This is a genomic window from Pseudomonas sp. B28(2017), from assembly GCF_002113025.1.
Classification (GTDB): Bacteria; Pseudomonadota; Gammaproteobacteria; order Pseudomonadales; family Pseudomonadaceae; genus Aquipseudomonas.
In genome coordinates this window covers 48,271-62,014 of record NZ_NEJH01000007.1, presented here as the reverse complement: position 1 = coordinate 62,014, position 13,744 = coordinate 48,271, and the positions used below count along the sequence as shown (strand labels likewise).

Annotated in this window: 12 protein-coding genes; 8 read left to right on the top strand and 4 right to left on the bottom strand. The window is 61.4% G+C overall.

Translation table 11 applies throughout. The features are described from left to right. Nucleotides 1–40: 40 nt before the first annotated feature. The 6 genes from CAF65_RS18335 (at nucleotide 41) to CAF65_RS18310 (ending at nucleotide 6,802) form a co-directional block, all read left to right on the top strand. Nucleotides 41–964: a carbon-nitrogen hydrolase family protein gene (locus CAF65_RS18335; RefSeq protein ID WP_085717548.1), complete on the top strand. Its 924-nt coding sequence runs from the start codon at nucleotides 41–43 to the stop codon at nucleotides 962–964. A gap of 136 nt (nucleotides 965–1,100) precedes the next feature. Then, a complete protein-coding gene (locus CAF65_RS18330; RefSeq protein ID WP_085717547.1) occupies nucleotides 1,101–2,765 on the top strand; it encodes an AMP-binding protein in 1,665 nt (554 codons plus the stop codon). A 16-nt stretch (nucleotides 2,766–2,781) separates the two neighbouring features. Next, nucleotides 2,782–3,543 (top strand): SDR family NAD(P)-dependent oxidoreductase, encoded by a 762-nt coding sequence (locus tag CAF65_RS18325; protein ID WP_085717546.1) that lies wholly within the window; start codon nucleotides 2,782–2,784, stop codon nucleotides 3,541–3,543. A gap of 12 nt (nucleotides 3,544–3,555) precedes the next feature. Then, a complete protein-coding gene (locus CAF65_RS18320) occupies nucleotides 3,556–4,749 on the top strand; it encodes an acetyl-CoA C-acyltransferase (RefSeq protein ID WP_085717545.1) in 1,194 nt (397 codons plus the stop codon). 138 nt (nucleotides 4,750–4,887) lie between these two features. After that, a complete protein-coding gene (locus CAF65_RS18315) occupies nucleotides 4,888–6,015 on the top strand; it encodes an acyl-CoA dehydrogenase (RefSeq protein ID WP_085717544.1) in 1,128 nt (375 codons plus the stop codon). Nucleotides 6,016–6,028: 13 nt separating this feature from the next. Continuing rightward, entirely contained in the window at nucleotides 6,029–6,802 is a 774-nt protein-coding gene (locus CAF65_RS18310) for an enoyl-CoA hydratase (RefSeq protein ID WP_033051912.1), read from the top strand. 182 nt (nucleotides 6,803–6,984) lie between these two features. Here CAF65_RS18310 and CAF65_RS18305 read toward each other — a convergent pair whose 3' ends face one another. From CAF65_RS18305 to CAF65_RS18295, 3 genes are all read right to left on the bottom strand, one after another. Beyond that, complete coding sequence (locus CAF65_RS18305; protein WP_085717543.1) at nucleotides 6,985–8,136, bottom strand: acyl-CoA dehydrogenase family protein; 1,152 nt, start codon at nucleotides 8,134–8,136, stop codon at nucleotides 6,985–6,987. 3 nt (nucleotides 8,137–8,139) lie between these two features. Continuing rightward, the gene (locus CAF65_RS18300) at nucleotides 8,140–9,246 is read right to left on the bottom strand and encodes an enoyl-CoA hydratase/isomerase family protein (protein ID WP_085717542.1); all 1,107 of its coding nucleotides are present in this window, start codon (nucleotides 9,244–9,246) and stop codon (nucleotides 8,140–8,142) included. A gap of 164 nt (nucleotides 9,247–9,410) precedes the next feature. Next, nucleotides 9,411–10,304 carry a LysR family transcriptional regulator gene (locus CAF65_RS18295; protein ID WP_085717541.1) on the bottom strand — a complete coding sequence of 298 codons (894 nt, stop codon included), beginning with the start codon at nucleotides 10,302–10,304 and terminating at the stop codon, nucleotides 9,411–9,413. A 101-nt stretch (nucleotides 10,305–10,405) separates the two neighbouring features. On the opposite strand from CAF65_RS18295, the gene CAF65_RS18290 reads away from it, so the two are divergent. Both CAF65_RS18290 and speB read left to right on the top strand, forming a co-directional pair. Next, nucleotides 10,406–11,497, top strand: coding sequence for a polyamine ABC transporter substrate-binding protein (locus CAF65_RS18290; RefSeq protein ID WP_085717738.1), 1,092 nt, complete (start codon nucleotides 10,406–10,408; stop codon nucleotides 11,495–11,497). A gap of 21 nt (nucleotides 11,498–11,518) precedes the next feature. After that, a complete protein-coding gene (gene speB, locus CAF65_RS18285) occupies nucleotides 11,519–12,478 on the top strand; it encodes an agmatinase (protein ID WP_085717540.1) in 960 nt (319 codons plus the stop codon). 54 nt (nucleotides 12,479–12,532) lie between these two features. Here speB and CAF65_RS18280 read toward each other — a convergent pair whose 3' ends face one another. Beyond that, nucleotides 12,533–13,585: an aldo/keto reductase gene (locus CAF65_RS18280; RefSeq protein ID WP_085717539.1), complete on the bottom strand. Its 1,053-nt coding sequence runs from the start codon at nucleotides 13,583–13,585 to the stop codon at nucleotides 12,533–12,535. Nucleotides 13,586–13,744: the final 159 nt, after the last annotated feature.

Here is a 13,744-nt window from a genome sequence, read left to right as displayed (position 1 = left end):
CGGAGAATGAGCAACACCTGATGCGAATGGAGTGTGTGCGATGCCCAAATCAATCGTTGCGGCCCTGCAGATCGGCGCATTGCCCGGTGGCAAGGCTGAAACCCTGGAACAGATTTTGTCCTATGAAAACGCGATCATCGAAGCCGGCGCCGCGTTGGTGGTGATGCCGGAAGCGCTGTTGGGCGGTTATCCCAAAGGCGAGGGCTTTGGTACGCAATTGGGTTATCGCCTGCCGGAAGGTCGCGAAGCCTTTGCCCGCTATTTTGCCAATGCCATCGACGTACCCGGCGCGGAAACCGAGGCGTTGGCGGGACTGTCTGCACGCACCGGGGCCAATCTGGTGATCGGCGTGATCGAGCGTGCGGGCAGCACTTTGTACTGCACCGCGCTGTACTTTGATCCTCAGGCAGGACTGGTGGCCAAACACCGCAAACTGATGCCCACTGGCACCGAGCGGCTGATCTGGGGCAAGGGCGATGGTTCGACATTGCCGGTGATCGACAGCCAGGTCGGGCGCGTCGGTGCGGCGGTGTGCTGGGAAAACATGATGCCGCTGCTGCGCACGGCGATGTACGCCAAGGGCGTGGAGGTTTGGTGCGCGCCGACCGTGGACGAACGGGAGATGTGGCAGGTCAGCATGCGCCACATCGCCCATGAGGGACGTTGTTTCGTGGTCAGTGCCTGTCAGGTCCAGGCCTCGCCCCGGGCCTTGGGCCTGGACATCGCCAACTGGCCGGCGGATCGGCCATTGATCACCGGTGGCAGCGTGATCGTAGGTCCCATGGGTGACATCCTCGCCGGGCCTTTGCGTGATAGCGCCGGTCTGCTCACCGCGGCAATCGACACCGACGACCTGGTACACGCCCGCTACGACTATGACGTGGTCGGCCACTACGCGCGGCCGGATGTGTTCGAACTGACCGTGGACGAGCGCGCTAAACCGGGGGTGCGCTTCATGGCTTGAAATCCTGCGGGCTTTGGCCAAAGCAGTCAGGCAACTTGATAGCTTTGACCATTGCCCGACACCCCGCGCAGAGCGAGTATTTCCCTGTTGATTACGGTTCCCCCAACCTAATAAGAAACACAGAGGGATTCTGGCAATGCGCGATTACTTGTCTGCTACTTCTCAGTTCAATTATCAGCAAACCGTCGACGCCGCACTCGCAGGCGATCTGACAGCCCTCAACGCCTGTGTCGAATGCTGTGACCGGCATGCCTTGCCGGGCCGCATCGCGCTGTTCTGGGAAGGACGCGACGGCAGCAGTGCTACCTGCACCTTCACCGAATTGCAGGACAAGGCCGCGCGTTTCGCCAATTACCTGCTGGCCCAGGGCGTGAAGAAAGGCGACAAGGTGGCTGGCCTGTTACCACGCAATATCGAACTGTTGATCACCGTGTTCGCCACTTGGCGCATCGGTGCGGTGTATCAACCGCTGTTTACTGCGTTCGGCCCCAAAGCCATCGAGCACCGCCTGAGTTGCTCTGGCGCCAAGGTGGTGGTGACCGATGCGGTGAACCGGCCGAAACTGGCCGAAGTCGCCGATTGCCCGATCACGGTTACCGTCACAGGCCCCAAAGGGCAGGGCCTGGTTCGCGGCGATTACAGTTTCTGGGCCGAGCTGGCCAACTATTGCGCCGACTGTGAGCCTGTACTGCTGACCGGGGAAGATCCATTCCTGCTGATGTTCACCTCGGGCACCACCGGCCCGTCGAAAGCCCTGTCGGTGCCGCTCAAGGCCATCGTTGCGTTCCAGAGCTACACTCGCGATGCGGTGGATCTGCGCCCGGAAGACGCCTTCTGGAACGTCGCGGATCCGGGTTGGGCCTACGGCATTTATTTTGGTGTCACGGGGCCGATGTCCATGGGGCATCCAATCACCTTTTACGATGGCCCGTTCACCCTCGAAAGCACCTGCCGGGTGATCAACAAGTACGGGATTACCAACCTTACCGGTTCGCCGACGGCCTACCGTTTGCTGATTGCCGGCGGCGACGAATTCGCCAGATCGATCAAGGGCAAGCTGCGCATTGTCAGCAGCGCCGGCGAGCCGCTGAACCCGGAAGTGATCCGCTGGTTCGCCGACAACCTCGACGTGGTGATCCACGACCATTACGGCCAGACCGAACTGGGCATGGTGCTGTGCAACCACCACGGCCTGGAACATCCGATTCATATGGGCGCCGCCGGTTTTGCCTCGCCGGGACACCGCATTGTGGTCCTGGATGAGGAATACAAGGAACTGGGTGTTGGCCAACCGGGCATTCTGGCCATCGACCGCAGCCAATCGCCGATGTGCTGGTTCGCTGGCTACGAAGGCGGGCCGACCAAGGCCTTTGTCGGCAACTATTACCTGAGTGGCGACACCGTCGAGTGGAACCCGGACGGCAGCATCAGCTTCGTCGGTCGCAGCGATGACGTGATCACCACCTCCGGTTACCGGGTCGGTCCGTTCGACGTGGAAAGCGCGTTGATCGAACACCCCGCCGTGGTCGAGGCCGCAGTGGTCGGCAAACCCGATCCGGAGCGCACCGAACTGGTCAAGGCCTTCGTCGTGCTCAGCTCGCAATACCGCCCGGAACCTGCGTTGGCCGAAGAGCTGCGCCAACACGTGCGCAAGCGTCTGGCGGCGCATTCCTACCCCCGGGAAATCGAATTTGTAAGCGAGTTGCCGAAAACCCCAAGCGGCAAATTGCAGCGCTTTATCTTGCGCAACCAGGAAATCGCCAAGGCTCAAGAGGCCGCGGCGAAGAACGTTCCAGCTTGAATCCAGGGAAACAATGATGCAGATCGAGAACAAGATATTTATCGTCACGGGTGGCGCTTCCGGCCTCGGTGCAGCCACTGCCGAGGTGCTGGTTGCCGCTGGCGCGAAAGTGATGCTGGTGGACATGAACGCCGAAGCCGTTGCAGCCCAGGCCCAGCGTCTTGGCGCGCACAGCGTGGTGGCGGACATCAGTGACGAAGCGGCGGCCGAAGCTGCGGTGCAGGCGACGGTCAAGGCCTTTGGCGGCCTCAATGGCCTGGTCAATTGCGCCGGCATCGTGCGTGGCGAAAAGATTCTCGGCAAGAATGGTCCACACGCGCTGGCCAGCTTCAGCCAGGTGATCAACGTCAACCTGATCGGCAGCTTCAACATGCTGCGCCTTGCGGCCGCGGCGATTGCGCAAACCGAAGCGGACGCCGATGGCGAACGCGGCGTGATCATCAATACCGCGTCTGCCGCGGCTTACGACGGTCAGATCGGTCAGGCGGCCTACTCGGCGTCCAAAGGTGCGATTGTCAGCCTGACCTTGCCTGCTGCCCGCGAACTGGCGCGTTTCGGCATCCGTGTCATGACGATCGCTCCCGGCATCTTCGAGACGCCGATGATGGCCGGCATGACCCAGGAAGTCCGCGACTCCCTGGCGGCTGGCGTGCCATTTCCGCCGCGTCTGGGCAAACCGGGCGAGTACGCCGCGCTGGTCAGGCATATCATTGAAAACAGCATGCTCAATGGCGAGGTGATCCGGCTCGACGGTGCCTTGCGCATGGCTGCCAAATAAGGAGGATTTGTCATGACAATGTCCAACGATCCGATTGTAATCGTCAGCGCCGTCCGCACCCCTATGGGTGGTTTCCAGGGCGAACTGAAAAGCCTGACCGCACCGCAACTCGGCGCTGCCGCCATCAAGGCCGCCGTTGAACGTGCCGGCGTTGCCAATGAAAGCGTTGACGAAGTGTTGTTCGGCTGCGTATTGCCGGCAGGCCTCGGCCAGGCCCCTGCGCGTCAGGCGGCGCTGGGTGCCGGGCTGGATAAATCGACCCGCTGCACCACCCTGAACAAGATGTGCGGTTCCGGCATGGAAGCGGCGATTCTGGCCCACGACATGCTGGTGGCCGGCAGTGCCGACGTGGTGATCGCGGGTGGCATGGAAAGCATGTCCAACGCGCCCTACCTGCTGGACCGCGCTCGTGCCGGCTACCGCATGGGCCATGGTCGGGTGCAGGACTCAATGTTCCTCGACGGCCTCGAAGACGCCTACGACAAGGGCCGCCTGATGGGTACCTTCGCCGAAGACTGCGCTGAAACCAACAGCTTCAGCCGTGAAGCCCAGGACGCGTTTGCCATCGCCTCGACCACTCGTGCGCAACAGGCGATCAAGGAAGGCAGCTTCAGGGACGAAATCGTGCCGCTCACCGTGACGGTCGGTAAAGAGCAGGTTGTGATCAGCAATGACGAGCAGCCACCCAAAGCCAAACTGGACAAGATCGCTTCGTTGAAACCGGCGTTCCGCGAAGGCGGTACGGTGACGGCGGCCAACTCCAGTTCGATCTCCGACGGTGCCGCCGCGCTGGTGTTGATGCGCCAGTCACAGGCACAGAAACAAGGCCTGAAGCCGTTGGCGGTGATTCATGGCCACGCTGCGTTCGCCGACACCCCGGGCCTGTTCCCGGTGGCACCGATTGGCGCCATCAAGAAGTTGATGAAGAAAACCGGTTGGTCGCTCAATGACGTGGATCTGGTTGAAGTCAATGAAGCCTTCGCCGTGGTCGGCATGGCCGCGATGACTCATCTGGAAATTCCCCACGAGAAACTCAACGTGCACGGCGGTGCTTGCGCCCTCGGTCACCCGATCGGGGCGTCCGGTGCGCGGATTCTCGTGACCTTGCTCTCGGCCTTGCGCCAGAAAGGCCTGAAACGTGGCGTCGCGGCGATTTGTATTGGTGGCGGTGAAGCGACGGCGATGGCCGTGGAATGCCTGTACTGAGGCGACGCTTACCAATGTGGGAGCAAGCCTGCTGGCGAAGACGTCGTGTCAGCTGATATCTGTTGCTGATACACCGCTTTCGCGAGCAGGCTCGCCCCCACAGGTCTTGCGTTTCAAACTGATTCTTAAGGATTCACCATGATCCCCAATGACGACCAACAACAGATCCGCGACATGGCCCGGGACTTTGCCCAGGAACGGCTCAAACCCTTCGCCGCCGAATGGGATCGCGAGCACCGTTTCCCCAAGGAAGCCATCGGCGAGATGGCCGGGCTGGGCTTCTTCGGCATGCTGGTGCCGGAGCAGTGGGGTGGATGCGACACCGGGTACCTGGCCTACGCCATGGCGCTGGAAGAAATCGCCGCCGGCGATGGCGCCTGTTCGACCATCATGAGTGTGCACAACTCCGTGGGTTGTGTGCCGATCCTCACCTACGGCACGGATGAGCAGAAAGAGCGCTTCCTCAAGCCGCTGGCCAGCGGCGCGATGCTCGGCGCTTTCGCCCTGACTGAACCCCAGGCCGGTTCCGACGCCAGCGGCCTGAAAACCCGCGCGCGCCTGGAGGGCGATCATTACGTGCTCAACGGTTGCAAGCAGTTCATCACCTCCGGGCGCAATGCCGGGGTGGTGATCGTGTTTGCAGTGACCGATCCGAGCGCCGGCAAACGCGGCATCAGCGCTTTTATCGTGCCGACCGATTCGCCGGGCTACACCGTGGCGCGGGTCGAAGACAAGCTCGGTCAGCATGCATCCGACACCTGCCAGATCCTTTTCGAAGACGTGAAGGTGCCGGTGGCCAATCGTTTGGGCGAGGAGGGCGAAGGCTACAGGATTGCCCTGGCCAACCTTGAAGGCGGCCGCGTCGGGATCGCTTCGCAATCGGTGGGCATGGCCCGCGCCGCCTTCGAAGCGGCTCGCGACTACGCCCGTGAGCGCGAGAGCTTCGGCAAGCCCATCATCGAGCACCAGGCCGTGGCGTTCCGCCTGGCGGACATGGCGACCCAGATCGCGGTGGCGCGGCAAATGGTGCAATACGCCGCAGCCCTGCGCGACAGCGGCAAGCCGGCGCTGGTCGAAGCGTCGATGGCCAAGTTGTTCGCCTCGGAAATGGCCGAGAAGGTATGCTCCTCGGCGCTGCAAACCCTCGGCGGTTACGGTTACCTCAACGACTTCCCGCTGGAGCGAATCTACCGCGACGTGCGGGTCTGCCAGATCTACGAAGGCACCAGCGATATTCAGCGCATGGTCATTTCGCGCAATTTATAAGAAGGAGTCCCCTGTGAGTTACGAAACGATTTTGCTGGAAACCCATGGCCGCGTTGGCCTGATCACCCTCAACCGTCCACAAGCGCTGAATGCGTTGAACGCGCAGATCGTCAGCGAACTGAACCAGGCCCTCGACGGCTTCGAGGCTGACTCGAACATCGGCTGCATCGTTCTGACCGGTTCGAAAAAAGCCTTTGCCGCCGGTGCCGACATCAAGGAAATGGCTGAGCTGACCTACCCGCAGATCTATATCGACGACCTGTTCAGCGACAGCGACCGTGTGGCCAACCGCCGCAAACCGATCATCGCGGCGGTCAACGGTTTCGCCCTGGGGGGCGGCTGTGAGCTGGCCTTGATGTGTGACTTCATCCTGGCGGGGGACAATGCCAGATTTGGTCAGCCGGAAATCAACCTCGGCGTGTTGCCGGGCATGGGTGGCACCCAGCGCCTGACCCGCGCCGTGGGCAAGGCCAAGGCCATGGAAATGTGCCTGAGCGGGCGTTTGATCGATGCCGTGGAAGCGGAGCGTTGCGGCATTGTGGCGCGTATCGTGCCGAGCGATGAACTGTTGGATGAAGCGCTGAAAGTCGCCGCGTTGATCGCTAAGAAGTCGCTGCCGATTGCGATGATGGTCAAGGAAAGCGTCAACCGTGCCTTTGAAGTGAGCCTGGCCGAAGGCGTGCGCTTCGAGCGCCGGGTGTTCCATGCGGCATTCGCGACGCAGGACCAGAAGGAAGGGATGGCGGCGTTCATTGCCAAGCGCGAGGCGGAGTTCGTCGGGAAGTGATGCGGCGGTTTCACTGACGCCATCGCGAGCAGGCTCGCTCCCACAAGGGATCTTGCAAGCACTGAGATCCAATGTGGGAGCGAGCCTGCTCGCGAAAAACCAAGGGCACCGGGTTGATTCAGGTGCCCAGCGTCATCGTTGACTGCCATCGCGAGCGAGCTCGCTCCTACAGGTACAGGACATTAAATCAGGTAGTTCTTCAGCTCGCGGGCAATCACCATCCGCTGTATCTCGCTCGACCCTTCGTAGATCTGCGTGATCCGCGCATCCCGGTAGTATTTTTCCACCGGATAGTCTTCCAGGTAGCCATAACCGCCATGAATCTGAATGGCGGACGAGCAGACCTTTTCCGCCATTTCCGAGGCAAACAGCTTGGCTTGTGACGCCTCCGACAGGCAGGGTTTGCCGGCCGTGCGCAGGCGTGCGGCGTGCAGGATCATCAACCGTGCGGCGTTCAGTTGCATGTGCATGTCGGCCAGCAGGTTGGCGATGCTCTGGTGTTCATTGATCGTTTTGCCAAACTGCACCCGATCACGGGAGTAGGTCAGCGCCGCTTCGAACGCCGCGCGAGCAATGCCGAGTGCTTGAGCGGCGATGCCGATTCGCCCGCCTTCGAGGTTGGACAGGGCGATGGCCAGGCCCTTGCCGCGTTCGCCCAACAAATTGGCCTCCGGGATGGTGCAATTGTCGAGGGTCACGGCGCAGGTATCGGAGGCGCGAATGCCCATCTTGTGTTCGGTGCGATCAACGATAAAACCGGCGGTATCGGTCGGTACCAGGAATGCCGAGATGCCACGTTTGCCCAGGTCCGGATCAGTCACGGCAAATACAATCGCGAGCTTGGCCCGCTTGCCGTTACTGACGAACTGCTTGGCGCCGTTGATCACCCACTGACCGTCGCGCAGTTCGGCGCGGGTGCGCAGGTTGTGCGCCTCGGAACCGGCCTGGGGCTCGGTCAAGCAGAAGCAGCCGATGACCTGACCGCTGGCCAGGTCCGCCAGCCAGGTCTGTTTCTGTTCTTCGCTGCCGTAGTTGAGTACTGGCCCGCAGCCCACGGAATTGTGGATGCTCATGAAGGCGCCGGCAGCACCGTCGCCGGCGGAAATCTCTTCGACCGCCAGCGCGTAGGCCACGTAGTCGACATAGGTGCCGCCCCATTCCTCGGGGACCACCATGCCCAACAAGCCCAGTTCGCCCATCTTCGCCACCAGACCGTCGTCGATCCAGCCGGCTTTTTCCCAGGCCTGGGCATGGGGCGCGATTTCGCCACGGGCAAAATCCCGGGCCATGTCGCGGATCATGACTTGCTCTTCGCTCAATTCGATATCGTGCATGGCTCAGCTCTCGCTCTGGTCAAACCCGCTGAAGAAGCTCGCCACGTGTTCGGCGTCCAGCGCCTGGAGGGTGGGCGGATTCCAGCGTGGTGTCTTGTCTTTGTCGATCAGCAAGGCGCGCACGCCTTCGATCAGGTCGCCTCGCTCGAACCACTGGCGGTCCAGATGCAGCTCAAGGGCGAAGCATTGTTCAAGGCTCAGGTGCCGACCGCGACGCAGCATTTCCAGGGTCACGCCCATGGCCAGCGGCGAGCGGGTTTGCAGCAGGTCGGCGGTGGTCATGGCCCATTCGTGGCTGTCGGCGACCGTTACCTGACGCAGTTGTTCAACAATACTCGGCACGTCGGGCTGGGCGAAGAAGTGGTCGATGGCCGGGCGCAACGTTGCCAGCGGTGCATCAGGCAGTTGCTGCACGGCGAGTCTGGCCAGCAGGCCTTGCAGGTCCTTGAGCGGAGTGTCGTGCCATTCGAGCTGATCAAGTTTCTCGTCCAGGTCGCCCAGTTTGTCGCTTTCCAGGTACCAGTCCGCCAGGCCGCAATACAGCGCGTCTGCTGCGCGAATTTGTACGCCACTGACGCCGAGGTAAATCCCCAGTTCACCGGGAATGCGCGGCAGGAAGTAACTGCCGCCGACGTCGGGGAAGTAGCCGATGCCGACTTCCGGCATCGCCAGACGGCTTTTTTCGGTGACCACGCGCAAGTCTGCGCCTTGCACCAGACCCATTCCGCCGCCGAGGACAAAGCCATCCATGAGGGCCAGCACCGGTTTGCGGTAGTGGTGGATCGCGAGGTCGAGGGCGTATTCCTCGACGAAGAAGTCTTCATGCAGGGTGTCGCCGCTTTTGAAACTGTCGTGCAGCGAGCGTATGTCGCCGCCGGCGCAGAAGGCTTTTTCGCCGGCACCCCGCAAGACCACGGCATGGACTTGCGAATCCTGGGCCCAGGCGTCGAGCTGGCACTGCAGGTTGCGCACCATGTCCAGGGTGAGGGCATTGAGGCCGGCGGGGCGGTTGAGGGTCAGATGACCAATGTGGTTGCGAACCTCGGCCAGCACTTCGTTTTGCATGGCATCCATGGACTGCGCCACCTTCGATGAAACCTGAGCAGTCATCACTAACTCCCTGCTTTTATTGTTATTTATCGAGATGCTCGCGCGCGAGCGATGACGGATCGTATCAGTGCAAATTTGCCTTGTACAACCCGGATAAGTGCAGGTTATCTGTGCATTTTTGCATGGTGATGACCGGCACCGTTTCAGCGTAGACCACGGCGTATTCAGACAAATGCCGCGAGCAGGTCCTCTTCGAATGCCTTCTGCGCATCGCCGGGCACCTGTGCCCGGTGCCGGGCCAGATGAAACGCGACATCGAAACTCATGTCGTTGCGACGCACGGCCCTGAGCAAACCCTTGTCTTCCCAGGAGCGGGCAAAGTGGCTGGGCAGGTAACCGACATGCTTGCCGGAAAGAATGAAGGCAAGGGTGCCTTCGACCTGTTCCGATCGTGCGGAACACCGCTTGCCCTGAAAGGGCTCGTCACTGCGCAGGAAGCGGTAGGGGTGATCGACCCGGTCGCAGGCCTGCAGGTCCTGATCGTCTGGAGCCGCGTTGGTGAACAGCGGATGACCGGGGGCGCAATATAGATGCTGGGTTTCGATGAACAATTGGCGGTAGTCAAACGCACTTTGCACTTGCGAGAAATAGCCGATGGCCAGGTCCAGCCGCTGTTGCAGCAGCAAGCGTTCCATTTCACCGGGCATGGCGCTGATCAGTTCGATGCGCACCGATTCATCCCGCTCACGGAAGCGCCGGATCGCCTCGGCCACCCGTTGCAGCACCGATTGATCCAGGGCTTCGGACAGACCCAGGCGCACTTCGCCGATCAAGCGTCCGGCCACGCCGTTGGACTGATGACGGAAGGCTTCGATGGACTCGAACAATCCACGGGTGGCGCTGAGGAGTCGTTCGCCCTTGGGCGTGATCCTGAACCCTCCCTTGCCGCGACTGCATAGCCGATAGCCAAGGCGGGTTTCCAGCTTGGCCATTTGCTGGCTGATGCTCGACTGGCTCAACCCCAGCTGGCCCTGGGCTGCGCTGAAACCGCCGCATTCCACCACGCTGACAAACAGGCGCAACAATTGCAGATCCAGATCGTGGAGTTGGCCGAGCATCAAACATTACTCCGTAATAAAGTCAGGTTAATTAACTTGATATTTCACCAATGTATCCGACGACGCATCCTGCAACCACTTCCTTTGGTCAGGTGTTCGTCATGGCTCCCATGTTCAAGCTGTGTATACCCGCGCTGTTGCTCACCTTTGCTGTTTCGGCCCAGGCCGAGGACAAGGAGGTCAATCTGTACAGTTGGGCCGATTACGTCGCCCCCGAAACCCTGCAACGGTTCGAGCAGGAAACGGGCATCCATGTGCGCTACGACACTTTCGATTCTTCGGAAGTGCTGGAGACCAAGTTGCTCACGGGCGGCAGCGGTTATGACGTGGTGGTGCCGTCCTCCAGCGTGCTGGCCCGGGGGCTTGCGGCCGGGGCGTTGAAACCGATTCCCCACGAAGGACTCAAGGGTTACGCCAACCTCGATCCTGATTTGCTGGAAAAACTCGCCGCTGTCGATCCAGGTAACCGTTACGGCGTGCCGTACACCTGGGGCACCCTGGGTTTGGGCATGAACGTCGAGGCGGTCAAGCAGCGCTTGCCGGACGTGCCGCTCAATAGCCTGGACCTGCTGTTCAAACCCGAATACGCGAGCAAGTTGAAGGATTGCGGCATCGCCATTCTCGACTCGCCCCAGGAGGTCATCGGACTGGCGCTGCATTACCTGGGTAAAGATCCCTACAGCACCGACAAGAGCGATCTGTCAGCCGCCGAGGCGTTGCTGCATCAGTTACAGCCGAACGTGTTGTACGTCGCCACCGGGCGGCAGATCAGCGATCTGGCCAATGGCAGCGTGTGCCTGGCGCTGACCTACAACGGGGACGCGAGCATGGCCGCCGACCAGGCGCGCAAGGCCAATAAGCCCTATGAAATCGCCTACCGGATTCCCAGGGAAGGCACCCTCGTGTGGCAGGACAACCTGGCGATTCCCAAGGACGCGCCGCACCCCGAAGCCGCTCGCGCTTTTATCGAATTCATGTTGCGCCCCGAGTCCGTTGCGGCACTGACCAACACCTTGTTCTTCGCCACGGCGAACCAGGCCGCCACGCCGCTGGTGGATGAAACGGTACGCACCGATCCGGACATCTACCCGCAGGCCGAGGTGCGCGAACGGCTGTATGCCGACCGCAGCATGAGCCTCAAGGACATGCGCCAGCGCACTCGCCTGTGGACCACTTTCCGTAGCCGCCAATAAGAAAAAGCCAAGGAGCCTTCAATGGACGTCCCGATGCAGAACGATCAAGCACTTACCCGTGACAGCCTTTACGGCACGGCCGCCGAAAGTACCTACGCCGGCATTACCAGCTTCATGCGTCGCCGCTACAGTCGTGACTTGCGTGGAGTCGACGTGGCCGTCAGCGGCGTGCCATTCGACACCGCCACCAGCAACCGCCCCGGTGCACGCTTCGGGCCACGCGGCATTCGCGCCGCCTCTGCCGGAATCGCCTGGGAACGGCACTGGCCATGGACGTTTGACCCGTTCGATCACCTGGCGGTGATCGACTACGGCGATTGCGATTTCGATTACGGCTCGCCGCAGTCGACGCCCGAAATGATTGAGGCCCACGCCGAGCACATCCTCAACGCCGGCACGGCGATGCTGACGTTTGGCGGCGACCATTTCATTACCTATCCACTGCTCAAGGCCCATGCCCGCAAGCATGGGGCGTTGTCGCTGATCCACTTCGACGCCCACAGCGACACCTGGCCGGACGAGGAGGGCAAGCGCATCGACCACGGCACCATGTTCTGGCACGCGGCCAGGGAAGGGCTGGTCGACCCGTCGCGCTCGGTACAAATCGGCTTGCGCACCACCAACGATGATCATCAGGGCTTTCAGGTGCTCGATGCGCGGCAGGTGCATCGCCGTGGCTGCGAGGCGATTGTCGAGGCGATTCGCGCGCGGGTCGGCGACAACCCGGTGTACCTGACCTTCGACATTGACTGCCTCGATCCGGCGTTCGCGCCTGGTACGGGAACGCCAGTATGCGGCGGCTTGAGCACGGTACAGGCGTTGGAGATTCTCGGCGGTCTGCGCGGTACCAACCTGGTCGGCATGGACGTTGTGGAGGTGGCTCCGGCCTATGACTGCGCGGAGATCACCTCGCTGGCGGCGGCAACGCTGGCGATGGAGATGCTGTGCCTGTATGCGGCCAGGCATAAGGTCGACCGGTAAAACGCAATCCCTCTGTGGGAGCGAGCAGGCTCGCTCCCACAGTTTATGTTGGCGTCAGGCCACTGGAACGATTGGCAGGTCAAGGACCTGACCGCCGCTGTACCGTGCGAACGAACCGGAAATGGACTCGTGCGGCACGCCTTTGGCCACATCACTGACGCCATCCAGTCGTGCCAGTTGGTCGGTGCTCAACTGCACATTCAGCGCGCCCAGCGTGGCGTCCAGTTGCTCGCGTGTCCGGGAACCCAGGATCGGAATCAGTGCCGTGGTCGAACGCCTGGCCTTGTCCCGCAGCCAGGCGATGGCCACGTGGGTCGGGCTGGCATCGAGTGCTGCGGCGATATCGATCAAGGTATCGAGCAGGGCGGTTTCGCGGGCGCTTTTTTCAGTATGAATCAGCACGCCGAGCTTGTTCGCACGGTTGTCGCCTTCACTGTTGCGATACTTGCCGGTCAGGAAACCGCCACCCAGCGGCGACCACAAGGTCGCGGCCAGGCCCAGAGCTTCGGCCATCGGCAGTTGTTCACGCTCAGCTGTGCGTTCGGCCAGGCTGTACTCGACCTGGATCGCGGCAATCGGCGCAAACCCACGCACCTCGGCCAGCAGGTCGGCGCGGGCGATGCGCCACGCGGGGAAGTTCGATAGCCCGGCGTAATGAATCTTGCCGGCACTGACCAGATCGTCGAAGCCGCGCAGGATCTCTTCCATGGGCGTGACGCCATCGCTCATGTGGGCCCAGAACAGGTCGATATGCTCGGTCTTCAGCCGTTTAAGGCTTTCCTCGACAGCGCGCACCATGTTCTTGCGACTGTTGCCCGTGTGGGAAATGCCGGCTGCCGGTGTGGTCCCGAGGGTGTATTTGGTGGCGATGACCAGGCTATCGCGCTCCGCGGCGATGAATTCGCTGAGCATGGCCTCGGATTGCCCGCCCTGATAGCCATTGGCAGTATCGATGAAGTTGCCACCGGCTTCCCGGTAGCCATCAAAAATGCGCTTGGCTTCGTCACGCTCGGCGCCATGGCCCCAACCGGTACCAAAATTACCGGCGCCCAGCGCCAGTTCGGAAACACGCAAGCCGGTTTTGCGACCGAAAACTTTGTAATGCATGGGATGACTCCAGAGGGATGACGGCGGGGTTTATATAAATTACGTACGACATTTATAAAATATGATACGAGTAATTTAAAGCGTCAAGGTGCTTTTACCTTTTGCACAAAACCGCCGATCACTGGTCGCGTTTTTAATGCGCAATGGCATACTGCCGCC